The organism is Streptomyces canus (genome assembly GCF_030816965.1).
Lineage (GTDB): Bacteria > Actinomycetota > Actinomycetes > Streptomycetales > Streptomycetaceae > Streptomyces > Streptomyces canus_E.
On record NZ_JAUSYQ010000002.1, the window covers coordinates 4,116,425 to 4,140,944 of the forward strand.

Genomic DNA, 24,520 nt, shown 5'->3' on the forward strand with positions numbered 1-24,520 from the left:
CGAGGCAGGCCCCAGGTCTCACACAGGTTCGTAGGGCAACCTCACGGGCCCGTCGTATGTCTAAGACGTGCGGCGGGCCCGTCGCACGGCGTGCGGGTCCGGTGGGGTGGGCGGGGAGGACGGAAACGTTGACAACGCAATACAGCGTGCAGGAAGTCGCGCCGGGGACCGAGGCGGAATCCGGGCGCGGCAGTCGTAGGGCGCCGCGCAAGCACCGGATGCTCAGATGGTCCGCGACGACGCTCGCGGTGCTGATACTCGCGGTGGCCGGGACCGGCTACCTCTACTACCGGCACCTGAACTCCAACATCGAGCAGGACGAGCTGAACCTGGGCGACAACAAGGTCGCCGAGCCGACGCCGAACGCGGCGGGCCAGACCCCGCTGAACATCCTGATCATCGGTTCCGACGCGCGGGACAACGAGGAGAACCAGAAGCTGGGCGGCGCCAAGGAGACGTTCGGTGCCACTCCGCTCGCGGATGTGCAGATGCTGGTGCACCTGTCCGCCGACCGCAGCAACCTCTCGGTCGTCAGCATGCCGCGCGACACCCTCGTGCAGATCCCCAAGTGCACGGATCCGGACGACGGCAAGGTGTACGCGGCGAGCGACGGCCGGGCGATGACCAACCAGAGCCTCGGCCACGGCGGCCCGGGCTGCACGGTGGCCACCTGGCAGGAGCTCACCGGTATCCACATCGACCACTTCATGATGATCGACTTCTCGGGCGTGGTGTCCATGGCCGACGCCATCGGCGGCGTCCCGGTCTGCGTGGACGCCAACATCGACTCGCGGGACAGACAGGGGCACGGCTCCGGCCTGAAGCTGAAGAAGGGCACCCGGCCCATCAAGGGCGAGCAGGCCCTTCAGTGGCTGCGCACCCGCTACGGCTTCGAGGACGGCAGCGACCTGGCGCGCGCCAAGGCCCAGCACATGTACATGAACTCGATGGTCCGCGAGCTGCGCGCCAACGCCACCCTGAGCAGCCCGAACAAGCTGCGCAAGCTCGCCGAGCAGGCCACGCGGGCGGTCACGGTCGACTCGGGGCTCGGCACCGTGAAGAAGCTCTACGACCTCAGCAACGAGCTGCGGAAGGTGGAGCCGGAGCGCATCACCATGACCACGATGCCCAACCGGTACGTGGGCGTCCGGGTGGAGCCCACCGAGGACGCCGAGCAGCTCTTCCGGCTGGTGCGCGAGGACATCGCGCTGGACGGCAAGGACGCGAAGAAGGCGACCGCCGAGAAGGCCGAGGCGGCCTCCGACGACCCGGCCGCCGCGAAGGACGAGATCGGGATCCTGGTCCAGAACGGCACCCGCACCAGCGCCCTGGCCGCGACGAGCGGCCGCGCGAGCGCGGTGGCCGGACTGCTGGTGGAGAAGGGCTACGACAAGGCGGTCTCCGACCGGACGGGGTCCCTGAGCGAGGCGACGACGCTGGTGCGCTACCCGAGCGCCGAACTGGAGGGCGACGCCCAGGCGGTCGCCAAGTCCCTGGGAATCCCCATGAGTTCGGTGAAGAAGTCGACGGACGTCTCCGGGGTCACCCTCGTCGTCGGCACCGACTGGCGCGAGGGTACGACGTACAAGGCACCCAAGCAGGACGACACGACCCCGAAGACCGCGGAGGCCCTCAACGGCGCGGACGACACGGCCTGTATGCATGTGAACCCGGACTTCACCTGGTGAGCGAGGGTGCCCCGGAGAGGGGCACCCCCTTCACACCTTCAGCACCGCGGGCCGCCGCGAGGCGATGACCCGCCTGGCCAGCGAGCGCGGGCTGGTCAGGAAGCCGTAGCCCCAGCACATGTGCATGGTGGCGAGCGCCACGGGGATCTGGAGCCGTGCCTTCAGCGGGAGCCCCTTGCCCGCGGGCAGCGAGCCGAGGACGATCGCCGCGAGGTAGCCGCCGGGGACGACGAAGCCGAGCGGGGTCAGCGCGGCACCGACCACGATTCCGGCCGCGATCGCGCACACGACGGTCGGCGGGGCGAGGTAGCGCAGGTTGATGGAGCCCTCGTGGTAGCGGGCGACGACGTGCCGCCAGCGGCCGTAGTCCTTGTACTGCTTGGCGAGGGCCTTGACGCTCGGCCTCGGGCGGTACGACACCCTGAGCTCCGGCGAGAACCAGATCAGCCCGCCCGCCTCACGGATCCGGAAGTTGAGCTCCCAGTCCTGGGCGCGGATGAACTCCTCGTTGTAGCCGCCCTGTTGCTCCAGCGCCTCGCGCCGGAAGACACCGAGGTAGACGGTCTCGGCCGCCTGTGCCTCGCCACCGGTGTGGAAGGCCGCGTTGCCCACACCGATCTTCGAGGTCATCGCGGCGGCGACCGCGCGCTCCCAGTCGTTCTCGCCCTCGGCGTGCATGATGCCGCCGACGTTCTGCGCGCCGGTCTCCTCCAGGAGCCGTACGGCGGTCGCGATGTAGTTCGGCGAGAGCATGCCGTGCCCGTCGACGCGGACGACGATCGGGTGGCGGGAGGCCTTGATCGCGGCGTTGAGGGCGGCGGGCGTGCGGCCGGTGGGGTTCGGGACGGTGTGGACGCGGGAGTCCTCTGCCACGAGCTGAGCCGCGATCTCGTCCGTGCGGTCCATGGACGGACCGAGGGCGATCACGACCTCCATCTCGCCGGCGTACTCCTGCGCGAGGATCGCTTGGACGGCTCCGCGCAGATGCCGCTCCTCGTTGAGGACGGGCATGATCACAGATACGGCGGGGAGCTGCACGTCGGGCTTGGCGTTCATAGGGGGCTCACGTTACCGCGAACGGGGGACACCGCCGCGCCCCGCCCGGGGCGGTGCCGGTCGTCGCAGATCGTATGGGCCTACGGTGCTCATGATCCCTCGTTCGGCTGCCCTCGCGGAGGTGTCCCCCCATGCCCAGCACGCCGCCCCGCCCCTCCGCCGCCCGCCCTCGCCCCCCGCAGCGCCGGCCCTCCCGGCCGCCCGTGCGACGCAAGCGGCCCCGCTGGGGAATGCGGGCGGCGACCACGCTGTCCGTCGTGGTGCTCGCCTCCGCCGGGATCGGGCATGCGGTCGTCACCAGCCTCGACGCGGACATCGCGCGTGTGGACCCCTTCAAGGACATGAAGAACCGGCCGCGCGCCGGAGACGGCATGAACGTGCTGCTGGTCGGCACCGACGGCCGCGACAAGATCACCGAGGCCGAGCGGCAGAAGTACCGGCTGGGCGGCGCGCCCTGCCACTGCACCGACACGATCATGATCGTGCACATCTCGGAGGACCGGGAGCGGGCGAGCGTGGTGAGCCTGCCGCGCGACTCGTACGCGATGACGCCCGCGCACGTCGACACGACCATGGGGGAACGCCACCACGGGCACCCCATCAAGATCAACGCGGCTTACGCGGAAGGCGGGCCCCAGCTGACGGTCCGGACCGTCGAGAACATGACCCACGTGAAGATCGACCACTATCTGGAGGTCGACTTCACCAGCTTCATGAAGACGGTGGACGTGCTCGGCGGCGTCGAGATCTGCAACGCCGACCCGCTCAAGGACCCCTACACCGGCCTCGACCTCGCGACCGGCCGGCACCGGCTGATGGGCGGGCAGGCCCTGCAGTACGTCCGCTCCCGGCACGCCGACGGCTCCTCCGACCTCGGCCGGATGAAGCGGCAGCAACGCTTCCTCGCGGCGCTGATCGACCGGGCGACCTCGTCCGGCATCCTCCTGAACCCGATGAGGTTCCGCGACGTGACTCGGGCCGTTCTCGGCTCCGTGCGCGCCGACAAGGACTTCGGCACGGACGAACTGCTCGGTCTGGGCCGGGCGATGCGGAACTTCTCCCCCTCCTCCTCGGAGTTCACGACCGTGCCGATCGGGCAGATGGGATACGTCGTCAAGGGCGCGGGGTCGACCTTGAAGTGGGACCCGGTGAAGTCGTCGCGGCTCTTCAGGTCCCTGCGCGAGGACCAGCCGCTGGCCGCGTTCAAGCCGAAGAACAAGGCGCTGCTGGTCCCGGTGGCCCCGCAGCAGATCCGCGTCCAGGTCGAGAACGGCACGGCGGCGGGCGGACTCGGCAAGCGCGTGGACGCGGCGCTGGCGTCGACGGGGTTCCGTACGACGGGGTTCCCGGTGAATTCCGCCGACCGCACGCTGAAGCGCACGGTCGTCGCCTACGACCCCCGCTGGGACCGCTCCGCCCGCTCCCTGGCGGCGGCCCTGCCCGGCAGCGAGCTGCGGGCGGTGAAGGGTCAGGGGGCGGTGCTGAAGGTGATCGCGGGCACGGACTTCGAGCGGGTACGCAAGGTACGGGCCGAGGACGAGCTCCAGGGCGAGTTCGGGGTGGTCACGGGGGACGAGGTGGGGTGCGTGTAGGCGCAGCCGTGTCCGTGACCGCTCTCACGTGGGCTCAGTCCTCGAAGCCCTCCGCCGCCCGCTTCTCCCGCAGATCCATGATCGCCCGGCGTCGCGCGAGGCGGTGGGTGCGGCGGATCTGGGCCTCCTGGTAGCGGCGCTCGTCCTTCTCCGTCTCCGGGAGCACCGGCGGGACCCGGCGCGGCTTGCCGTCGGCGTCCACGGCCGCGAAGACGAGGTAGGCGGAGCCGACCTGGGTGGCGGGCGTGGACTCGTTCCAGCGCTCGGCGAGGACCCGCACACCGACCTCCATCGAGGTGCGGCCGGTCCAGTTGACCTGGGCCTTCACATGGACGAGGTCACCCACCCGGACCGGTTCCAGGAACGCCATCTCGTCCATGGAGGCGGTGACCGCGGGTCCGCCGCTGTGCCGCCCGGCCACCGCTCCCGCCGCGTCGTCCACCAGCTTCATGATCACGCCACCGTGCACGGTACCGAGGAGGTTGGTGTCGGCCTGGGTCATGATGTGGCTCAGCGTGGTGCGGGACGCCGAGGTGGGCTTGCCCGGGATCTCCGGAGTACCCGGTTGCGCGACGGTGGCCTGGTCTGTCATGGCCTCCACCTTATGCCGTGATGACAATCGCGGAATTTGTGTCAGCTTGGCAACAGCGCTGCCCTGATTTTCCGACGACCCTTGTATAGGGCACAGCCCGTACCTGCACACTGGGGCCCATGAACGATTGGCCCGAGGGATGGTCCGGCGACGACCGCGACCGGTACGGACGCGGCAGCGCGAGCGCACAGCCCGAGAGCGCCCGCGTGATGCGGCAGGTCCGCCGCGGTCAGGGGGCGCCCGGGCAGGGCGCGTACGGCCGTCAGGGCCCGTCCGCGCCGCCGTACGGCAACGGCGTGCCCCAGCAGCCGTCATACGTCGACGGCCGGGGCCACGGCGGTGGCTACGACGCCTATGACAGCGGCTACAACACGGGCCAGGTCTACGGCGGCTCGGGTGGCGGTGACCAGGGCGGGCCCGGCGACCCCGGCGGCGGCCGGGGTCCGCGGCCCGCGCCGAACTGGCGCAAGCGGATCAAGTGGACCGCCATCGTCGTGATCACCGGGCTGGTCGTGACGACCGTCGGCACCTACTTCTGGGCCGACTCCAAGCTCAACCGCGAGGTCGACCTGTCCAAGGTCATCGACCGGCCGGAGCAGGGCGAGGGCACCAACTACCTGATCGTCGGCTCCGACAGCCGCGCCGGGCTCTCCTCCGAGCAGAAGAAGCAGCTGCACACCGGTTCCGCCGCGGGCAAGCGCACCGACTCGATGATGATCCTGCACACCGGCAGCAACGGCGACACGCTGATCTCGCTGCCGCGCGACTCGGACGTGGAGATCCCGACCTTCGTGGGCTCCGAGTCCGGCAAGACCTACAAGGGCACGGGCCGGCACGTGAAGCTGAACGCCGCCTACGCCGAGGACGGCCCCGAACTGCTGGTGCGCACGGTCGAGTACAACACCGGTCTGAAGATCGACCACTACGTCGAGATCGGCTTCGCCGGCTTCGCGAACATCGTGGACGCGGTCGGCGGGGTCGAGATCGACATCCCGAAGGGCGGCATGAAGGACACCAAGTCCGGTGCCGACTTCACGGCTGGCAAGCAGACCCTCAACGGCGACCAGGCCCTCGCCTTCGTCCGCACCCGGTACGCGCTCGCGGGCTCCGACCTGGACCGCACGAAGAACCAGCAGAAGTTCCTGAACGCGCTCGCCAACCAGGTCGCCACCCCGAGCACCATCCTGAACCCGTTCAAGCTCTACCCGACGATGGGCGCGGGCCTGGACTCGCTGATCGTCGACAAGGACATGGGCCTGTACGACCTGGGCAAGATGTTCTGGGCGATGAAGGGCGTCAACGGCGGTGACGGCACCTCCATGAACATGCCGATCTCCGGCTCCACGGGCGGCAACCTGCTCTGGGACAAGGCCAAGGTGAAGACCCTGGTCGACGAGCTGAAGAACGACGAGAAGGTCACGGTCTCGGGCAACTGAGGGCCAGGGTCCTCACGCCCGCCGTCCCGAGCCGAGCAGCGCGATGTGCGGAAGGGCCAACTGCCCTTCCGCCACCGTGTGTTCAGCGCTCAGACGCTCGTACTCCCGCCGGATCCGTACGACGGTCTCCGGGTCCTGCGAGGTGACGATCAGTCCGATCGTGGCGACGCCGCCCGCGGCGGCGCTCCACCACTCCTCGACTCCGGCCCGGTGCTCCCAGGTGAGTTCGGCCGCCTCCGCCTCGATGAATCCGGCCCCTCCGAGCAGTTCGGCGAGGCCGTCCGCCGTGCGGATCCAGTCCTCCGCCGGATCCAGCCGCGGGAGGTAGGCCGGCGGTACGGCCCCGCCCGCCTGGCAGGCCCGGCCCAGCAGGTCCTGTCCCGCGCCGCGCCGTGCGCTCCACGTCGTGAGGGCGATCCGGCCGCCTGGGCGCAGGATGCGGTGGAGTTCGGCGAGGGCGGCGCGGGGGCGGCCGACGTGGTTGACGACGAAGTTGCCGACGACGGCATCGAACTCGCCGTCACGGTAAGGGAGTTCGGGCAGCACACCGATGCGCGCGTCGAGCCCGCGGGCACGCGCCGCCGCCACCATCCCGGCGTCGGCGTCCACGGCACTCACCCGGGCACCGCGCGCCCGCGCCGCCACGGCCGCCGTACCGGTGCCGGTCCCGACGTCGAGGACCCGCGTCCCCTCACCCACTCCGGCCGCGTCGAGCAGAGCCCCCACCGGGTGGGCGCACAGCCGCGCGAAACTCCCGGCGTAGGCCTCGGTCCGGCCTTGCCACATGTCCCGCTCGGCGGCGTCGAAGGCCTCCGTGGCGTCCGCCGTCGGGGGCAGCGGCGGCGGCTGGAAGAGCCGGTCCGCGGGCCGTCCCCGCTCATCCGTGTAGAGCGGTGTCGTGTTCTCGGGCGAGGTCATGTTGAGCAGTCTGCCCGCCCGGTGACCAAGGGCACCCCAGCGGGTGCCCTTGATCCAGTCAGCCGGCAGGCGTCACATCGCCATCCCCGACATCGCCCGACAGGTCTGTGCGCAGCGACGACACGCCTCCGCGCAGCGCATCATCTGGGCATCGTCCGGCATGGACATACACGCCTCGGCGCACATCTCGCACGCCGTGGCGCACATCGCGCACATCTCCGCCGACAGGGGCGAGCGGCGCATCATCATGTCCGCGCACATGCGGGTCATCTCGGCGCAGTCGATGAGCGCGCGCATGATCTGCATCTGCTCCTGGCCGCCCATCTGCATGCAGGAGCTCATGGTCTCCTCGCAGACGCTGTGGCATTCCATGCACGCCGCCACGCAGTCCTGCATCTCCTTGCTCATCGCGGACATGCTCTCGGCCTGGGTCATGGCTCCTCCTGGGGGATGCGGGAACCCGGGGCGGGTCCCGTGCCCTTCTGTCCTACGCCCCCGCCTCGCGGGGCGCCATCGGGCGGACGCGAACAATCCACCCCGAAATGCCCCACCCGCAGTACGGCAAAAGCCCCCGGAACGCATCCGGGGGCTCGGTCGTCGCCGGTCGGACCGGCTACGGCAGGTTGCGCGCCATGACGATCCGCTGGACCTGGTTCGTGCCTTCGTATATCTGCGTGATCTTCGCGTCGCGCATCATGCGCTCCACCGGGTAGTCCCGGGTGTAGCCGTATCCGCCCAGCAGCTGGACCGCGTCCGTGGTGACCTCCATCGCCACGTCCGAGGCGAAGCACTTGGCGGCGGCGCCCTGGAAGGTGAGGTCCTTGTCGCCGCGCTCGGACTTCGCCGCCGCCTGGTACGTCAGGGCGCGGGCCGCCTCGATCTTCATGGCCATGTCGGCGAGCATGAACTGGATGCCCTGGAAGTCGGCGATGGCCTTGCCGAACTGCTTGCGCTCCTGGACGTAGCCCTTGGCGTAGTCGAAGGCGCCCTGGGCGACACCGAGGGCCTGGGCCGCGATGGTGATGCGGGTGTGGTCCAGGGTCTTCATCGCGGTGGCGAAGCCGGTGCCCTCGTCGCCGATCATGCGGTCGGCGGGGATGCGGACGTTGTCGAGGTAGACCTCGCGGGTCGGGGAGCCCTTGATGCCGAGCTTCTTCTCCGGGGCACCGAAGGAGACGCCCTCGTCGGACTTCTCGACGACGAACGCCGAGATGCCCTTGGAACGCTTCGAGGGGTCCGTGACCGCCATGACCGTGTAGTACTCGGACTCGCCCGCGTTGGTGATCCACCGCTTCACGCCGTTGAGGATCCAGTGGTCGCCGTCGCGGACCGCCTTGGTCTTCATACCGGCCGCGTCGGAGCCGGCGTCCGGCTCGGAGAGGGCGTACGAGAACATCGCGTCGCCCTTGGCGAGGGGGCCGAGGTACTTCTTCTTCAGCTCCTCGGAGCCGGAGAGGATCACCGGGAGCGAGCCCAGCTTGTTCACGGCGGGGATGAGCGAGGAGGACACGCAGGCGCGCGCCACCTCCTCGATCACGATGACCGTGGCCAGCGCGTCGGCGCCCGCGCCGCCGTACTCCTCGGGGACGTGCACGGCGTGCAGGTCGTTGGCGACCAGCGCCTCCAGCGCCTCGCGCGGGAAGCGGGCCTCCTCGTCGACCGCGGCGGCGTGGGGCGCGATCTTCGCCTCCGCCAACGAGCGGATGGCGTCCCGGAGCATGTCGTGCTCCTCGGACGGGCGGTACAGGTCGAAGTCAGCCGATCCGGCCAAGGTCTCTCACGCTCCAAGGACGCTGCAATGCCTGTGCTAATTACCGTTAAGTAACTCAAATTTTAGGGCCCGGCCCACAGGAGTGATACGTGAGCTTGGCGACAGCGGGAAAACTGCCCGTCAGGCCCTCCGACTATGCTCGGGCGCGCACTGGCCCGTCCCCCTGTCTGGAGTCTCCATGGCCCTCAAGATCACCGTGATCGGCACCGGCTACCTCGGCGCCACCCACGCCGCGGCCTTGGCCGAGCTCGGTTTCGAGGTGCTGGGGCTCGACGTGGTGCCCGAGAAGATCGAGAAGCTGGAGCGGGGCGAGGCCCCGATGTACGAGCCCGGCCTCGACGAACTGCTGCGCAAGCACGTCGCCGGGATCGAGGGTTCGACCGGGCGCCTCCGCTTCACCATGGACTGGGCCGAGGTCGCCGCCTTCGGCGATGTCCACTTCGTCTGCGTGACGACCCCGCAGAAGCACGGCGAGTACGCCTGCGACATGTCGTACGTCGACTCCGCGATCGCCTCCCTCGCCCCGCACCTGACCCGCCCGGCCCTCGTCGTCGGCAAGTCGACGGTGCCTGTCGGTTCCGCCGACCGGCTCGCCCGCTACCTGGCCGACCACTCCCCCGCGGGCACCGACGCCGAGTTGGCCTGGAACCCGGAGTTCCTGCGCGAGGGCTTCGCGGTGGACGACACGCTGCACCCCGACCGGATCGTCGTCGGTGTGCGCAGCGAGCGCGCGGAGAAGCTGCTGCGCAAGGTGTACGCGACCCCGCTCGGCGAGGGCACGCCGTTCGTGGTCACCGACTTCCCGACCGCCGAGCTGGTGAAGACGTCCGCGAACTCCTTCCTGGCGACCAAGATCTCGTTCATCAACGCGATGGCGGAGGTGTGCGAGGCCGCGGACGGTGATGTGGCGAAGCTGGCGGAGGCCATCGGCTACGACGACCGGATCGGGAAGAAGTTCCTGCGGGCCGGGATCGGCTTCGGCGGCGGCTGTCTGCCGAAGGACATCCGGGCCTTCATGGCCCGTGCGGGTGAACTCGGCGCCGACCAGGCGCTGACCTTCCTGCGCGAGATCGACTCGATCAACATGCGCCAGCGCGGCCAGATGGTGGAACTGGCCCGGCAGATACTGGGCGGCGGGCCGTTCCTCGGCAAGCGGGTCGCGGTGCTCGGCGCCACGTTCAAGCCCGACTCGGACGACGTCCGGGACTCGCCCGCGCTGAACGTCGCCGGGCAGATCCACCTCCAGGGCGGCCAGGTCACGGTCTACGACCCGAAGGGCATGGACAACGCCCGCCGCCTCTTCCCGACGCTCGCGTACGCCGACACCGCCGTGGACGCGGTCCGGGGCGCCGACGTCGTACTCCACCTCACGGAGTGGCGGGAGTTCCGCGAACTGGACCCGGCGGCCCTCGGCGAGGTGGCGGCGGCAAAGGTCGTCCTGGACGGCCGCAACGCGCTGGACCCGGTGCTGTGGCGGAAGGCCGGGTGGACTTACCGGGCGATGGGGCGGCCTACGGCCTGATCGTGGGTGGCCCCAGGAACCCGGTACGGGGGCCGCCTGACACGGACAGCACCGAAACCCCGACGCGGCCGGCCACCGGACACGGCAGCACCGAAACCCCGACTCGGCCGACCACCGGAGACGGACAGCACCCGAACCCCAACGCCGCCGACCACCCGACACGGACAGCACCCGAACCGCCGCCCGGCCGACCACCTCGACACCGCCGGCGCCGGGACACCGGTGCGGCCGACCGTCTCGACCCCGGCGGTGTCAGCGTCTACGGACCTCGAAGACGAGGGGGGCCGTGCCGGGGGTGTACAGGTACGAGACCTCGGTGTGCGACAGGTAGCGCTTGTCGTAGCGGCCGACGAGTTTCCCGGTGTCCGAGACGACGTACAGACTGTTGTGCGGGCGGTGCGGCGGGGTCAACGGGTGCGGTGCTCCGAAGGCCACCCACAGACCCAGTTCTCCCGCCAGGTCGGCGACGGCCCGCGCCTCGGCACGTACGACGTCCCAGTCGACCCGGCCCCAGTCCGCGGCGGCGAGCGTCCCCGGGGGCCGGACGACATCACGTGCTTGCCGGGGCAGGTGTCGCCCCTTCCGGGAACTGCACGAGCCTCGCTCCGGCGGCCCGCGCGTCACGCATCAGCCCGCGGATCTCCGCGCCGCTCGCCCGCAGGTTCCCGGGGTCGGTGGGATCTTCCGTGACCGTGCTCTGAGCGACCGCGAGCCGTAACGTCCCGCGCATCAGGGCACGATAGTGAATCAACGCCCTCAGGGGCGCCGCTCATTGGTCACCTCCGTCCGGAGGTCATCCGCTTCGAGCGAGAGGATTCGAAACGGCTGGGGTGGTGGAGGTGGGCCGGCAGCGGTGCGGCTCCCGTCAGGAGCGGATCCGGAGTCTCGCAAACAGCCGGCCCCTCCCAGGCCGAGGAAGCCGTGCGCAAACACCTGGGAAGCCGGCTGGAGGAGCAGCCGGAGCAAGCCGCGGCCGTCATCGGTCTGCTTGCTCTGAAATTCCCGTCGGGACCTTCCGTGTTGGCATATGCCCACCCTCCCCGGAATCCTCAACACGAGTTCGATTTGCATTCGAGCACAGTGCGGAATCGACCGTTCTCACAGACCACACCCCCGTAATGGAGAGGTAGGCAACCATCGGTTAACCGGTGCGTAGTGATGCGGAATCCGCCCTCCACTCCACTGTTCGTCATCGGCCGCGTTCTCCGGTCAGATTGAGCTGAGCATGTCAGGAGTGAGTCATGCCCTTGTTCCGCAGGGCGACGGGTGTTCCTCCGCGAGACCACCGCGACGAACTGGTCGCCGGGGCGCTCGTCGGCACCGTGGTGATCGTGCTGGGCTACGCGTCGGGCATCGGCGCCCCCGCCTCCGGCGCGGCCGAGGCCGCTCCCCCGGTCACCCCGCCCGCGGCACCGGCGACGACCACCCCGGGGGCCGGTCAAGCCCCGGTGGGCCCCGGGGAGTTGCCGTCCTACGGCGGAGTCGGCGGAGTCGGCGGGGGCCTCGGATACGGCGGCGGGTACGGCACCGGCGGCGGGGGCGCGGTGACCGGTACCGTCCCCATCGGCTCCGGTGGCGGTCAGGGCGGCGGGCACGCCGGCCACGGGACCACGCCGGTCCCGGGCACCGGCTCCCCCACGCCCACGCCCTCCACCCCCACGCCCTCCCCCTCGGACACGGACACCTGCACGGACGGCGAGGTCAAGCTCGTACAGCCGCTGCTCGTCGGGGTCACCGACTCCGTCCTCGGCCTCCTGAACAGCCCGGCGGCGACCCCCTCCCCGTCGCCGACCGCCTCCCCCTGCGTCGGGCTCGCCCCCGCCGCCGGCCTCCTCGGCGGCATGCTCGCCCCCGCCTCCGCCTCCCCGCAGCCGGAGGCGACCCCGTGACGACTCCGCGCCGGGCCCTTCTCCTCCTCGCCGCCCTGCTCTGCGCCCTGCTCGGCGCGGTCCAACCCGCCTCCGCCCACACCGGGTTGGTGAGCTCCTCCCCCAAGGACGGGGCCGACCTGGCGAAGGCCCCCGACCGGCTCACCCTCACCTTCGACGAGGCCGTCGACCTGGCCGACGTACGGGTGCTGACGGTGGACGGCGACCGGCTGCCGGTGTCGGCTACGGCGAAGAAGAATGTCGTGCGGGTCGCTCTCAACAGCCCGGCGGACGGGAGGTTCGCCGTCGTCTGGTCCGTCGTGGACGAGGCGGACGGGCACGCCTCCTCCGGCCGGATCGCCTTCACCGCCGGCACGGCCGCCACCAAGACCGACGGCGACGAGGCCCCGGCTGCCGCTCCCGCACCGTCCCCCTCGGTGCGCAAGGGCCTCGTCGCCGTCCGCTGGACCGGATACCTCGCGCTGGCCCTGTTCGTCGGCGGGCTCGCGTTCGTCGCGCTGCTGTGGCCGGGCGGCACCCACGAACCGCGCGCCCGGGCGCTGCTGGGGCTCGCCTGGACGGGCGGGCTGCTGGCGACCGTGGCGGCCGTCGGGCTCCAGGGCGCCTACACCTCCTTCGGCGGGCTGCGGGACGCGCTGCGCCCGGCGACCTACGCGGACGTCCTGGCCACCGAACCCGGCATCGTGCTCGCCGCACGGGGGCTGATGTGGGTGCTCGCGGCCGTGGTGCTCAGCGCCCTGCTCCAGGGCGGCGCGGCCACCTCCCGCTCGGCGGGCTGGCGGGTGGGTGCCCTCGCGGTGACCTTCGGTCTGCTGCGCACGACCGGCATGACGGGCCACAACTCCGAGGGCACCGAGCCCACTTGGGGCGCCGTCGCCGACTTCGTGCACCTGCTCGGAGCCGCGCTGTGGATCGGCGGGCTCGCCATGCTCGCGCTGGCCGTACTGCCGCGCCGCCAGGCCGGGGAGCTGGCGCGGGTCGTGCCGGGCTACTCGAAGCTCGCGGCCGTGAGCGTCACGGGCATCGTCGGCGCCGGGCTGGTGCTCGCCTGGCAGGTGGTGGGGTCGTACGGCGCCCTGCTGCACACCTCGTACGGGCATCTGCTGCTCGTCAAGACAGCCGTCCTCGGGGGCGTCCTGGTGGCCGCGTACGCGAGCCGCCAGTGGGTGCGCACCCGCCTCGATCTCGCCGTGCTGCTGCGCGGCGACGCCGCCACCGTGCGGCCCTTCGGTTACTCGGTCGCGGTCGAGACGGGGCTGGTCCTCGTCGTCCTCGCCGTGACGAGTCTGCTGGTCACGGCCGATCCTGGCCGCTGAACTCCATGGGAAACAACTCCCTGGGAAACAATAGGAGTTGAAGTGAATAGAAGCGATGAGACCGGTGAGCGGCGGCTCAAGCCGCCGACGGCCAAGGCCGGTAAGTCCGGGGGCCGGTCCCTGCTGTTCGTGGGGCTCGGTGCGGCGCTCGCGGCCGTGCTCAGCCTCGGACTGCTGAACGCGGCATCGGGTTCCACAAGTTCCTCGCAGCAGACCGCGGGCGCGGCTCAGGCGCCCGCTGCCGCCGCTGCCGAGGTCCAGCCCGCCGCGGCCGCAAAGCCGGACTACCAGGTCGACATCATGAGCTACAAGTTCGGCGACGGTAAGCAGCTCGTCGTCGAGGCCGGCCAGACCGTCCAGTGGACCAACCACGACAGCGCACCGCACACGGTGACCACGACCAAGGCCCCGGTGGCCTTCGACTCGGGGACCCTGAAGCAGGGCCAGTCGTGGTCGTACACCTTCACCAAGGTGGGGACGTACGAGTACTACTGCGCGGTGCACCCGGACATGGTGTCGTCCGTGAAGGTCGTCGCCGCGTCCGGTGGCGGTGGCGGTGGCGGTACGGCGCCCACGCCCACCCCGACCGCGACGCCGACCGGCACGCCCACGGCCACTCCGACGGCCACCCCCACCTCGACGCCGCCCGCCGGCACGCCCACCGCGACCCCGACGGCCACGCCGACCTCCGGTGGTGGCTCGGGCTCCGGCGAGCAGTGCGCCAGCATCAACAACGAACTGCTGCCGATCCTCCAGCACCTCTACGCTGCGCACCTGTCGGAGTCGCCGGGCCAGCAGGTACAGGACGCGCTGGCGCTCGACTCGTACCTCAAGATGCACACGGTGTGGATCGAGTCCATCCTCAAGCCGGCCGTCAGTGACGGTGGTTCGGTGGCCGACGACACCCTCACCGTGCTGCTCCAGCACATCTACTCGGCACACCTGGAGGAATCGCTCGGACAGCAGGTCACCGACCTGCTCGACGTCGACAGCTACGTGAAGATGCACACCGTCTGGGCCGGGCACATGCTCAAGCCCACCACGGACTTCCTCACCGCCAGCTGCTGACGCGTCCCGCGCAAGGGTGGACGCCGCTCCGGCCGGGGCTCAGCCGGCCGGAGCGGCGTCCATGACCCATTCTCCACACCCCCGCCACATTTCGGGAACCGCTTTCCAAGGAGTTCGGGATGACAACCGTCACCCTGCCCACCGTTCCTCCGCCCCAGCGCCACACCGTGGCCCCCGGCCGCTCCCTCGCCGAACTCACCGCCTGGTACGGGCCGTTGCCGCTACGGCGACGGCGGGTGCCGCTCGCCGGGGCGTCCATGGAGACGTCCCAGGACGCCGAGCAGCCGTCGTTCCGATTCGAGTTCGACGACCGTGAACTGCGGGCCGTCCTCACCTCCGAGCGGGTCGACGCCGTACCCGGCGACCGGCTCCAGCTCACCGGCGACCTTGCCCTGAACGGCGTCGCCTTCCCCGTCCTGCTGCGGCTGCGGGTGGTCGAGCGGGCCGAGGACCGGCTGCTCGTCGTGGGCGCGGCCAAGCTGCCGTACCGGCTGCTGCGCCGGGCCACCGGATTCCGGCTGCCATGGCGGATTCCGGCCACGCGCCTCAGGCTGCTCGTCGCGGCGGAGTTCGCATGAGGGGGATGATGCGGGCCGCGGCGGTGCTCGCGCTGCTCGTCGTGGGGATGCTGCCGTACGGTCACGAGGCGTCGGCGGCGACGTTCCAGGTGGCGATGAAGGGCTACGCGTTCGCTCCCGCCTCCCTCTCCGTGCCGGCCGGGTCCACGGTCACCTGGACCAACTACGACACGGCACCGCACGACGTGAAGACCACCTCCGGTCCGCTCGCGATCCACTCCCCCATGCTGAACAAGGGCGAGAGCTGGAGCTTCACGTTCACCACGGCCGGTGCCTACGGCTACGTCTGCACGGTCCACCCGGACATGACGGCGGGCATCACGGTCCGGGCGGCGGCTCCGGCGCCGACCCCGACGCAGCACGAGCACACCCAGCCGTCCACGAGCCGGCAACAGCACTCGACGATGCCGGGCATGACGACGAGCCGCAGCCCCTCGGCGACCCGTGCCGGCTCGTCGCCCTCACCCACGCAGTCCCAGGCGGCCGTACCGCAGACAGCGCCGTCGCCGCAGGCCCCACAGGCGGCACAGCCGGCCGCCACCCAGACCGCCGCGTCCACGGCCCGGCCGCTGGATCCGCTGCTGATCCTGGCGGGCCTGGTCGCAGGGGTCGCGGTGCTGTGCCTGCTTCTGGTGGGGTCACGGGCGGCCGCGACCGCTCCGCGTGGAAGTGAGGAGGGCGCGTAGGCGGGTGCGGCGCCGTCGTGGCCGCACCCGCACCTCCTAGGACGCCCCCTTCCCCCGGTACCTCCGCATCTTCGCCCGTGCGCCGCACACCTGCATGGAGCACCAGCGCCCCCGGCCCGCCGGACTGCGGTCGTAGTACGCCCAATGGCAGTCCGCCGCCTCGCAGGCCTTCAGCCGCATCCAGGTGCCGCCGATCAGGGACTCCGCGACGGCGGCGGCGACACGGGAGAGGAGCGGGCGGGGGTCGGCGGGGGCGAGGGCGGCCGAGCCGTCCGACGCGGCCACCATCAGGACCAGGGGCGCCGCCGCCAGCAACTCGCCCAGCGGTGTCACCGCGCGATGGGGCGGATGCCCCGCGTGGGCCAGCAGAGCGACCCGCAGCGACTCCCGCAGCTCGCGCGCCTCCGCGACCTCGCCCTCGGCGATCCCGAAGCGCGCCCGCCCCTCGTCCGTGTCCAGCGAATCGGCACCCGACTCCAGATCCACCGTGTTGACCAGGGCCTGGACCAGGTCCAGCCCCCCGGGCGCGGGTGATCGCTCACTCATGGCTGCACGCTACCTAGCTAGTGGACCCCTTGCGAGGTTACCCCCAATACGGGAGCATGCAGTAACGGTTACTGGTTACCCCGCTCTACAGGTAACAGCGCTTCAAGGAGGAAGCCATGGCCATCGCCGAACTCGGAGTCGTCGTACTGGACTGTCCCGATCCCCGCGCGCTCGCCGGTTTCTACGCCGGTGTCCTCGGCGGCAACGTCGAGGGCGAGGGCGACTGGGTGGACCTCAGGACCCCCGGCGGACCGTCGCTGGCCTTCCAGGCCGCCCCCGGTTTCGTACCGCCGAAGTGGCCCGCCCCCGACGCCTCGCAGCAGTTCCATCTGGACCTGACCGTCGAGGACCTGGACGCGGCCGAGAAGGAGGTGCTGGCGCTCGGGGCGAAGCCGTTGGACGCCGAGGACCGCTCCCGCACCTTCCGTGTGTACGCGGACCCGGCGGGGCACCCGTTCTGTCTCTGCGCCTGCTGAACCGCCGGTCGAACCAGGAGGATCTCTCGTGACTGTCGCACGCTTCCGTTCCGTCGTGATCGACTGCCCCGACCCCCGAGCGCTCGCCCGTTTCTACGCCGGGATCGTGGGCGGCACCTCGGAGGACGACGACCCCGAGTGGGTGGTCCTGCGGGTCCCCGGCGGCCCCCGGCTGGCCTTCCAGAGCGCACCGGGGCTCACCCCGCCGGAGTGGCCGCGGGCGGACCGCAACTCGCAGCAGTTCCACCTCGACTTCGACGGCGGGACCACCTGGGAGGAGATCGACGCGGCCGAGGCCCGGGTGCTGGAGCTGGGTGGACGGCCGCTGCACGCGGAGGACAAGGAGGACTTCCGGGTGTACGCGGACCCGGCGGGGCACCCCTTCTGCCTCTGCCGGATCGACCCGGTGTGACGACTATCCGTCGAGCTCGGCGATCTTCGCCGTGGACGGCTCGCGCCGTAGCTGCGCCGCCCGCGCGGTGTTGCGGGCGTCGGTGGTCTGTCCGGCGGTGCAGGCCAGACGCAGCTCCTCCGGGTGATTCCGTACGACCGCCTTCACCAGGTCCAGCTGTTCCAGGGTGGCGCCGACGGCGCGGTCCCCGTCGAGACCCTCGGGCAGGTGCAGCGACCACATCAGGGCGCCGACGTGGCCCTCCCTGAGGCGGGGCACATCCGTGTCCACGGCACTCTCGCCGACCTCCAGGTCGAACCAGGGCAGGTGTCTCAGGGCCCAGGGCAGTCCGCTGTAGCCGTCGGCGACGGGGTGCGCGGCGAGAATCGCGCGGGCACGGTCCAGGGGCTCGCTGTCCGGGTCGGAGACGGGCGTGTACAGCTCCGGCACGGCCTCGAAGAGCCGGGGCAGCTCTCCCGCCTCGGCCGTGGGGGCAGTTCGTCCTGGAGGTCTGCCATGACGGGCTCCGTACGTCGTGATCTTCCTCATCGCCGTACGGCCACCGTCGCACGGAGCACGGGGGGGCTTCCGGGTGGGCGGGGTGTTCGGGGGTACGGCGGTGTCAGGTGCCGCGTGCCGCCTCGATGACGTCGTCGAGGGTGTCCCGGGACCGCTTCAGATCGGCGATCATCCGGTCGATACGGGCGCGCTCCTCGGTGAGGTCGGCGACCAGGCGCGGGGTGGCGGTCGCGGAGGGCCCGCCGTCCTGGTCGCGCATGCACGGCAGCAGCTGCCGGATCCTGTCGCTGTGCAGCCCGGCGGCGTACAGCTCCTGGATCCGTACGACCCGGTCCACGGCCGCCTCCGGGTAGTCACGGTGCCCGCCGGGCGTGCGGTCGGCCGCCAGCAGCCCCTGGGTCTCGTAGTAGCGCAGCGACCGCTCGCTCACGTTCGTCCGCCGCGCCAGTTCACCGATCCGCACAGACGGTCACCCCCAGGACTTGAATCTGACATCAGTGTCAGGTTCTAGCGTACGGCCATGACGAAGACACCGGACTTCCTGGCACCGGCCCGGCTCGGCCGGCTCGAACTCCCCCATCACCTGGTGATGGCCCCGCTCACCCGCAACCGGGCAGAGGCCGACGGCACCCCGACCGACCTCATGGTCACCTACTACGCCCAGCGCGCCTCCGCCGGCCTGATCATCGGCGAGGCCGCCACACCGAACGCGGTCGGGCAGACGTATCCGAACATCACCGCGCTCCACACCGACCGGCACACGGCCGGCTGGCGGCGGGTGACCGAGGCCGTGCGGGCGCGCGGCGGGCGGATGTTCCTCCAGCTCCAGCACGGCGGCCGGGTCTCCCATCCGGCGACCACGGGTCTGACGCCCGTCTCGCCCTCCGCCGTACCGCTTCCGGAGACGATCTTCACTCCGGGCGGACACCGGGCGGCCGTCGTGCCCCGGGAGATGACCGCGGCCGACATCCGGTCCACCGTCGCCGACTTCGCCGCCGCCGCCCGCCGGGCCGTCGAAGCGGGCTTCGAGGGCGTCGAGGTGCACTCGGCCAACGGGCATCTGCTGCACCAGTTCCTCGCCGGGAACACCAATCGCAGGACGGACGGCTACGGCGGGTCGGTGGAGCGGCGGGTCCGGTTCACGACGGAGGTCACCGAGGCGGTGGCCGACGCGATCGGCGCGGACCGGGTGGGCGTACGGCTCTCTCCCGGGAGCACGGTCAACGGTGTCGAGGAGGACGACACCGAGGACCTCTACCCGGCTCTGCTGGCCCGGCTGAAGGACCTGGACCTGGCCTACCTGCACCTCGTGCACGCCGACCCCGCAACACGGTGGTACCGCGGGATCCGCGCCGACTGGCCCGGCGTCCTGATCGGCAACCCGGTGCTGTCCGGCCTCACCACCGGGACCGTCACCCGGGCGGCCCACGACATGCTGGCCGCCGGAGCCGACCTGGTCGCCCTCGGTCGGCCGTTCCTCGCCAACCCGGACCTGGTGGACCGGCTGCGGCGGGGCGCGCCCCTCAACCGGGTCCGGGACCGGTACCTGATGTACGTGGGCGGGGCGGACGGCTACACCGACTACCCCGCCCTGGAGGCCGATGGCGGTCAGCCGTCCAGCGACTCGATGGTCGCGTTGGACGGCGCACGGGTCGCCTGAAGGCCCCGCGCCACGTCCTCCGCCGCGCCCAGCACCCGGACCGCGTTCTGCCAGGTCAGCTTGGCCAGCTCGGGTTTCGACCAGCCACGGGACAGGAGTTCGGCGATCAGGTTCGGGTAGCCGGAGACGTCGTCCAGGCCGTCGGGGGTGAAGGCCGTGCCGTCGTAGTCGCCGCCGATGCCGATGTGGTCCACGCCGGCCACCTCGCGCATGTGGTCCAGGTGGTCGGCCACCGTCGAGACCGTGGCGACCGGGCGCGGGTTGCGCTCCTCGAAGGCGCGGTGCACCTTCATCGCCTCCGGGGTGGTCGCGAGGTGGTGGAGGCCGTGCTCGCGCATGTTCTCGTCGGCCGCGGCCGTCCAGTCGACGGCGGCCTGGAGGACGAACTTCGGGACGAAGGTCACCATCGCCATGCCGCCGTTGGACGGGAGGCGCTCCAGGACGTCGTCCGGGATGTTGCGCGGGTGGTCGCACACCGCCCGCGAGGACGAGTGGGAGAAGATCACCGGCGCGAGCGAGGCGTCGAGCGCGTCCCGCATGGTCGTCGCCGCCACGTGCGAGAGGTCCACCAGCATGCCCTCGCGGTTCATCTCCCGGACCACCGCACGGCCGAAGGCCGACAGGCCCCCGACGCCGGGCTCGTCGGTCGCCGAGTCCGCCCAGTCCACGTTGTCGTTGTGGGTGAGGGTCATGTAGCGCACGCCGAGCGCGTACAACGCCCGGAGCGTGGCGAGGGAGTTGGCGATGGAGTGGCCGCCTTCGGCGCCCATGAGGGAGGCGATACGGCCCTGGGAGCGCGCAGCCTCCATGTCGGCGGCCGTCAGCGCGGGCGCCAGTGTCTGCGGGTACCGCGCGATCAACTGCCGTACGCAGTCGATCTGTTCCAGCGTCGCCGGCACCGCGTCGGGCAGGTCCGAGCGGACGTACACCGACCAGTACTGCGCCCCGACCCCGCCGGCCCGCAGTCGCGCCAGGTCGGTGTGCAGGTGAGCCGACTGGTCCGCGGCGATGTCACGGACGTCGAGGTCGTAGCGGACCTGTTCGCGCAGCGCCCAGGGCAGGTCGTTGTGGCCGTCGACGACCGGGAACTCGCGCAGGAGTTCCCGGGCGCTCTCCAGCGAACCCACGGCCGTCACTTGCCGAAGCCGAAGCCGCTGGAGCCTTCGACCTTGGCGCGCAGGCGCTTGCCCTTCTCGGTCGCCTGGTCGTTGAGCTCCTGCTGGAACTCCCGCATGCGGCCGAGGAGTTCCTCGTCGTGGGCGGCGAGGATCCGGGCCGCGAGCAGACCGGCGTTGCGGGCACCGGCGACGGAGACGGTCGCGACGGGGACACCGGCCGGCATCTGCACGATGGACAGGAGGCTGTCCATGCCGTCGAGGTACTTCAGCGGGACCGGGACGCCGATCACCGGAAGGGGGGTCACGGAGGCGAGCATGCCGGGAAGGTGGGCGGCGCCACCCGCGCCCGCGATGATCACCTTCAGGCCCCGCTCGGCCGCCTGCTCGCCGTACGTGATCATCTCGCGCGGCATGCGGTGCGCGGAGACGACGTCGACCTCGTACGCGATCTCGAACTCGTCGAGTGCCTGGGCGGCGGCCTCCATGACGTGCCAGTCGCTGTCCGAACCCATGACGATACCAACAACGGGGCTCATTCTGTGATCGTGCCTCTCAGGTAGCCGGCAGCGTGACGTGCGCGTTCGAGAACGTCGTCCAGGTCGTCGCCGTAGGTGTTGACGTGGCCGACCTTGCGGCCGGGCTTCACGTCCTTGCCGTACATGTGGATCTTCAGCTTGGGGTCGCGGGCCATGCAGTGCAGGTACGCGGAGTACATGTGGGGGAAGTCGCCGCCGAGGACGTTGACCATGACGGTCCACTTCGCGCGGGGGCGCGGGTCGCCGAGCGGGAGGTCGAGGACGGCCCTGACGTGGTTGGCGAACTGGGAGGTGATCGCGCCGTCCATCGACCAGTGGCCCGAGTTGTGCGGGCGCATCGCCAGTTCGTTGACGAGGACGCGGCCGTCGCGGGTCTGGAAGAGCTCGACGGCGAGGTGGCCGACGACGTCCAGTTCCTTGGCGATGGACAGGGCCAGCTGCTCGGCCTTGAGGGCGAGGGCCTCGTCGAGGCCGGGCGCGGGGGCGATCACGGTGTCGCAGACGCCGTTCACCTGCTGGGACTCGACGACCGGGTAGGCGACGGCCTGGCCGTGCGGCGACCGTACGACGTTGGCGGCGAGCTCGCGGACGTAGTCGACCTTCTCCTCGGCGAGGACGGGAACGCCCGCCTGGAAGGGGTCCGCGGCCTCCTCGACGGAGTCGACGACCCACACGCCCTTGCCGTCGTAGCCGCCGCGGACGGTCTTGAGGACGACGGGGAAGCCGTCGCCCTCCGCCGCGAAGGCCGCCACGTCCTGGGGATCGCTGACGATCCGGTGCCGTGGGCACGGGACGCCGATCGCGTCGAGCCGCGCGCGCATCACGCCCTTGTCCTGGGCGTGCACGAGCGCGTCGGGGCCGGGGCGCACGGGGATGCCGTCCGCCTCCAGGGCCCTGAGGTGCTCGGTGGGTACGTGTTCGTGATCGAAGGTGATCACGTCGCACCCGCGCGCGAAGTCGCGCAGCGTGTCGAGGTCGCGATAGTCGCCGATGACGACGTCGCTCACCACCTGCGCCGCGGAATCCTGAGGGGTGTCACTGAGGAGCTTGAACCTGATGCCGAGCGGAATGCCTGCCTCGTGTGTCATACGAGCGAGCTGGCCTCCGCCGACCATGCCGACTACGGGGAACGTCACGACCCCAGGGTATCGGTCACGCCACGGCGGCCGGATTCAGCGCCTCTTACCGGCCCTCTTACCAGCTTGTTTCCCGGTGTGTGAGTTCATCCGCAGGCAATGGGCCAGAGGGGTGGTTAGCATGGTTGAGTTGACGAAACCAATCGACTGGGGGCCTGTACGACCATGGGACATGGTTCCTCAGGGCTGCGAAGGATCCTTCGCGAGGTCGCCAAGTTCGGTGCGGTGGGCGGAGCGGGCCTCCTCGTCAACCTCGTCGTGTTCAACCTCGTACGGCATCTCACCGAGCTTCCGGTGGTCCGTGCGAGCGTCGTCGCCACGGTCGTGGCGATCGTCTTCAACTACATAGGGTTCCGGTACTTCACGTACCGCGACCGCGACAAGAGCGGCCGCACGAAGGAACTGACGCTGTTCCTGCTGTTCAGCGTGGTCGGCCTGGTCATCGAGAACGGCATCCTGTACGCCGCGACCTATGGCTTCGGCTGGGACAGCCCCCTCCAGAGCAACATCTTCAAGTTCGTCGGCATCGGCATCGCCACCCTCTTCCGCTTCTGGTCCTACCGCAGCTGGGTCTTCAAGACCCTCCCCGCCCGCGAGGCGGTGGCGAGCGCGGAGTCGTTCCTGGAGGCGGCGGAGCAGGCGGCGGTCAGGAAGCCGCCCCGGCCCAGGCAGCGGATGCTCTGACACAGGCCCCCGGCCCACCGTCCCCGGTTCAGCGCGCGCAGCTCACCGCACCATCGGCTCGTCGTCGTCCAGCACCGCCGACTTCAGCGGGGTACGGGAGAGGAACAGGCCGAAGACCGGGGGCTGGGCCTGGAGCATTTCCAGGCGGCCGCCGTCGGCCTCCGCCAGGTCCCGGGCGACCGCGAGGCCGATGCCCGTGGAATTGCGGCCGCTGATGGTGCGCTCGAAGATCCGCGCGCCGAGGTCGGCGGGGACGCCGGGGCCCTCGTCGGTGACCTCGATGACGGCCTGGTTGCCGGTGACGCGGGTGCGCAGCGCCACCGTGCCGCCGCCGTGCATGAGGGAGTTCTCGATCAGCGCGGCCAGAACCTGGGCCACGGCGCCGGGCGTGCCGACGGCGGTGAGGTGCCGTTTGCCCGAGCTGACGATCGCCCGGCCCGCACTGCGATACGCCGGCCGCCACTCCGCGAGCTGCTGCTGGATGACCTCGTCGAGGTCGAAGGTGACGGCGTTGCCGGCCCGGGGGTCGCGGGAGTTCGTCAGCAGCCGCTCCACCACGTCCGTCAGCCGCTCCACCTGGGTCAGCGCGACGTTCGCCTCCTCCTTCACCGTGTCCGGGTCGTCGGTGAGGGTGATCTCCTCGAGGCGCATCGAGAGCGCGGTCAGCGGCGTACGGAGCTGGTGGGAGGCGTCGGCGGCCAGGCGCCGCTCCGCCGTCAGCATGCGCGCGATGCGCTCGGCGGAGGAGTCCAGCACATCGGCGACCCGGTCGAGCTCGGGGACGCCGTACCGCTTGTGCCGGGGCCGCGGGTCGCCCGAGCCGAGCCGTTCCGCAGTCTCGGCGAGGTCGGTCAGCGGCGAGGCCAGCTTGTTGGCCTGGCGGATCGCGAGCAGCGCCGCGGCGATCGAACCGCGAGCAGTGCCACGAGGCCGATGATCAGCAGCGTGCGGCCGACCTCCCGGGTCACCGAGGAGCGCGGCTCCTGCACGGTGACCGTCTCGCCCTCCTCACCGTTCTCGGTGGAGCTGATGACCTGGCCGACCGGCCTGGAACCGACCTCGATCGGCGGCTGTCCGGGGATCCGGATCACGGCATACCGTTCCTGCGCGACCTGGTCGCGCAGGATCTCCGCGGTCACGTCCTCCGCGGCGAACAGCCGGCTGTCCACGATCCCGGCCAGCCGGATCGCCTCGGAATCCACCCGCTCCTGGGCGCTGTTGCTGATGGTGCGGGTCTCGACGATGACGAGGGAGACGCCGAAGACGGCGATCACCACGAGCACTACGGCGAGCGTGGACTGGATCAGTCGACGGCGCATGTCCTCTTACCTAGCCGGATACC

At 70.9% G+C, this 24,520-nt stretch carries 24 protein-coding genes and 2 pseudogenes; 13 read left to right on the forward strand and 13 right to left on the reverse strand.

Annotation, left to right across the window (positions count from 1 at the left end; all coding sequences use genetic code 11):
• Window positions 1-56 precede the first annotated feature (56 nt).
• Entirely contained in the window at window positions 57-1,688 is a 1,632-nt protein-coding gene (locus tag QF027_RS19700; protein WP_373432421.1) for an LCP family protein, read from the forward strand.
• Window positions 1,689-1,718: 30 nt separating this feature from the next.
• Here QF027_RS19700 and QF027_RS19705 read toward each other — a convergent pair whose 3' ends face one another.
• On the reverse strand, window positions 1,719-2,744 hold the full coding sequence (locus QF027_RS19705; protein WP_307075956.1) for a glycosyltransferase family 2 protein: 1,026 nt from the start codon (window positions 2,742-2,744) through the stop codon (window positions 1,719-1,721).
• Between the two features lie 131 nt (window positions 2,745-2,875).
• Here QF027_RS19705 and QF027_RS19710 point away from each other — a divergent pair, with 131 nt between their 5' ends.
• Window positions 2,876-4,336, forward strand: a complete 1,461-nt coding sequence (locus QF027_RS19710; RefSeq protein ID WP_307075958.1) for an LCP family protein — start codon at window positions 2,876-2,878, stop codon at window positions 4,334-4,336.
• A 34-nt stretch (window positions 4,337-4,370) separates the two neighbouring features.
• Here QF027_RS19710 and QF027_RS19715 read toward each other — a convergent pair whose 3' ends face one another.
• Window positions 4,371-4,928, reverse strand: coding sequence for an acyl-CoA thioesterase (locus QF027_RS19715; protein ID WP_306980404.1), 558 nt, complete (start codon window positions 4,926-4,928; stop codon window positions 4,371-4,373).
• Between the two features lie 119 nt (window positions 4,929-5,047).
• On the opposite strand from QF027_RS19715, the gene QF027_RS19720 reads away from it, so the two are divergent.
• Window positions 5,048-6,364 carry an LCP family protein gene (locus QF027_RS19720; protein WP_306980401.1) on the forward strand — a complete coding sequence of 439 codons (1,317 nt, stop codon included), beginning with the start codon at window positions 5,048-5,050 and terminating at the stop codon, window positions 6,362-6,364.
• A 12-nt stretch (window positions 6,365-6,376) separates the two neighbouring features.
• Here the strand turns inward: QF027_RS19720 and QF027_RS19725 are convergent, their stop codons facing one another.
• From QF027_RS19725 to QF027_RS19735, 3 genes are all read right to left on the reverse strand, one after another.
• Entirely contained in the window at window positions 6,377-7,150 is a 774-nt protein-coding gene (locus tag QF027_RS19725) for a class I SAM-dependent methyltransferase (protein ID WP_306986662.1), read from the reverse strand.
• Between the two features lie 204 nt (window positions 7,151-7,354).
• On the reverse strand, window positions 7,355-7,717 hold the full coding sequence (locus QF027_RS19730; RefSeq protein ID WP_306980399.1) for a four-helix bundle copper-binding protein: 363 nt from the start codon (window positions 7,715-7,717) through the stop codon (window positions 7,355-7,357).
• A gap of 178 nt (window positions 7,718-7,895) precedes the next feature.
• A complete protein-coding gene (locus QF027_RS19735) occupies window positions 7,896-9,053 on the reverse strand; it encodes an acyl-CoA dehydrogenase (RefSeq protein WP_307075960.1) in 1,158 nt (385 codons plus the stop codon).
• 178 nt (window positions 9,054-9,231) lie between these two features.
• On the opposite strand from QF027_RS19735, the gene QF027_RS19740 reads away from it, so the two are divergent.
• Window positions 9,232-10,575 carry a UDP-glucose dehydrogenase family protein gene (locus QF027_RS19740; RefSeq protein ID WP_307075961.1) on the forward strand — a complete coding sequence of 448 codons (1,344 nt, stop codon included), beginning with the start codon at window positions 9,232-9,234 and terminating at the stop codon, window positions 10,573-10,575.
• A 252-nt stretch (window positions 10,576-10,827) separates the two neighbouring features.
• Here QF027_RS19740 and QF027_RS19745 read toward each other — a convergent pair whose 3' ends face one another.
• The gene (locus tag QF027_RS19745; protein ID WP_307075963.1) at window positions 10,828-11,199 is read right to left on the reverse strand and encodes a nitrilase-related carbon-nitrogen hydrolase; all 372 of its coding nucleotides are present in this window, start codon (window positions 11,197-11,199) and stop codon (window positions 10,828-10,830) included.
• A 617-nt stretch (window positions 11,200-11,816) separates the two neighbouring features.
• On the opposite strand from QF027_RS19745, the gene QF027_RS19750 reads away from it, so the two are divergent.
• From QF027_RS19750 to QF027_RS19770, 5 genes are all read left to right on the forward strand, one after another.
• Window positions 11,817-12,464: a hypothetical protein gene (locus tag QF027_RS19750; RefSeq protein ID WP_307075965.1), complete on the forward strand. Its 648-nt coding sequence runs from the start codon at window positions 11,817-11,819 to the stop codon at window positions 12,462-12,464.
• On the forward strand, window positions 12,461-13,780 hold the full coding sequence (locus QF027_RS19755; RefSeq protein WP_307075967.1) for a copper resistance CopC/CopD family protein: 1,320 nt from the start codon (window positions 12,461-12,463) through the stop codon (window positions 13,778-13,780). Before QF027_RS19750 ends, QF027_RS19755 begins: the two co-directional genes overlap by 4 nt.
• A gap of 42 nt (window positions 13,781-13,822) precedes the next feature.
• Window positions 13,823-14,848 (forward strand): cupredoxin domain-containing protein, encoded by a 1,026-nt coding sequence (locus tag QF027_RS19760; RefSeq protein WP_307075969.1) that lies wholly within the window; start codon window positions 13,823-13,825, stop codon window positions 14,846-14,848.
• A gap of 119 nt (window positions 14,849-14,967) precedes the next feature.
• Window positions 14,968-15,426 (forward strand): hypothetical protein, encoded by a 459-nt coding sequence (locus QF027_RS19765; RefSeq protein ID WP_306980387.1) that lies wholly within the window; start codon window positions 14,968-14,970, stop codon window positions 15,424-15,426.
• Window positions 15,423-16,112, forward strand: coding sequence for a cupredoxin domain-containing protein (locus QF027_RS19770; RefSeq protein ID WP_307075970.1), 690 nt, complete (start codon window positions 15,423-15,425; stop codon window positions 16,110-16,112). The genes QF027_RS19765 and QF027_RS19770 overlap by 4 nt, the downstream gene beginning before the upstream one ends.
• A 36-nt stretch (window positions 16,113-16,148) precedes the next feature.
• Here QF027_RS19770 and QF027_RS19775 read toward each other — a convergent pair whose 3' ends face one another.
• Window positions 16,149-16,658: a CGNR zinc finger domain-containing protein gene (locus QF027_RS19775; protein ID WP_307075972.1), complete on the reverse strand. Its 510-nt coding sequence runs from the start codon at window positions 16,656-16,658 to the stop codon at window positions 16,149-16,151.
• 116 nt (window positions 16,659-16,774) lie between these two features.
• On the opposite strand from QF027_RS19775, the gene QF027_RS19780 reads away from it, so the two are divergent.
• Window positions 16,775-17,134: a VOC family protein gene (locus QF027_RS19780; RefSeq protein ID WP_306980381.1), complete on the forward strand. Its 360-nt coding sequence runs from the start codon at window positions 16,775-16,777 to the stop codon at window positions 17,132-17,134.
• 28 nt (window positions 17,135-17,162) lie between these two features.
• Entirely contained in the window at window positions 17,163-17,546 is a 384-nt protein-coding gene (locus QF027_RS19785; RefSeq protein WP_307075974.1) for a VOC family protein, read from the forward strand.
• Window positions 17,547-17,561: 15 nt separating this feature from the next.
• Here the strand turns inward: QF027_RS19785 and QF027_RS19790 are convergent.
• Together QF027_RS19790 and QF027_RS19795 are read right to left on the reverse strand one after the other, a co-directional pair.
• A pseudogene (locus tag QF027_RS19790) lies at window positions 17,562-18,043 on the reverse strand (membrane dipeptidase); the annotation flags it as partial.
• A gap of 104 nt (window positions 18,044-18,147) precedes the next feature.
• A complete protein-coding gene (locus QF027_RS19795; RefSeq protein ID WP_307075976.1) occupies window positions 18,148-18,507 on the reverse strand; it encodes a MerR family transcriptional regulator in 360 nt (119 codons plus the stop codon).
• A gap of 57 nt (window positions 18,508-18,564) precedes the next feature.
• Here QF027_RS19795 and QF027_RS19800 point away from each other — a divergent pair, with 57 nt between their 5' ends.
• On the forward strand, window positions 18,565-19,704 hold the full coding sequence (locus QF027_RS19800; protein WP_307075978.1) for an alkene reductase: 1,140 nt from the start codon (window positions 18,565-18,567) through the stop codon (window positions 19,702-19,704).
• On the opposite strand, the gene QF027_RS19805 is transcribed toward QF027_RS19800, so the two are convergent.
• From QF027_RS19805 to QF027_RS19815, 3 genes are read right to left on the reverse strand one after another with little or no spacing between them, the layout of a single operon-like run.
• Window positions 19,653-20,831 (reverse strand): dipeptidase, encoded by a 1,179-nt coding sequence (locus QF027_RS19805; RefSeq protein WP_307082424.1) that lies wholly within the window; start codon window positions 20,829-20,831, stop codon window positions 19,653-19,655. The two genes, QF027_RS19800 and QF027_RS19805, sit on opposite strands and share 52 nt — an antisense overlap.
• 5 nt (window positions 20,832-20,836) lie before the next feature.
• Window positions 20,837-21,358: a 5-(carboxyamino)imidazole ribonucleotide mutase gene (gene purE, locus QF027_RS19810; protein ID WP_306980374.1), complete on the reverse strand. Its 522-nt coding sequence runs from the start codon at window positions 21,356-21,358 to the stop codon at window positions 20,837-20,839.
• Complete coding sequence (locus QF027_RS19815) at window positions 21,355-22,494, reverse strand: 5-(carboxyamino)imidazole ribonucleotide synthase (protein ID WP_307075980.1); 1,140 nt, start codon at window positions 22,492-22,494, stop codon at window positions 21,355-21,357. The genes purE and QF027_RS19815 overlap by 4 nt, the downstream gene beginning before the upstream one ends.
• A gap of 165 nt (window positions 22,495-22,659) precedes the next feature.
• Here QF027_RS19815 and QF027_RS19820 point away from each other — a divergent pair, with 165 nt between their 5' ends.
• On the forward strand, window positions 22,660-23,178 hold the full coding sequence (locus QF027_RS19820) for a GtrA family protein (RefSeq protein WP_306980370.1): 519 nt from the start codon (window positions 22,660-22,662) through the stop codon (window positions 23,176-23,178).
• Window positions 23,179-23,220: 42 nt separating this feature from the next.
• Here QF027_RS19820 and QF027_RS19825 read toward each other — a convergent pair.
• Window positions 23,221-24,497, reverse strand: a pseudogene (locus QF027_RS19825) (ATP-binding protein).
• Between the last annotated feature and the right edge of the window lie 23 nt (window positions 24,498-24,520).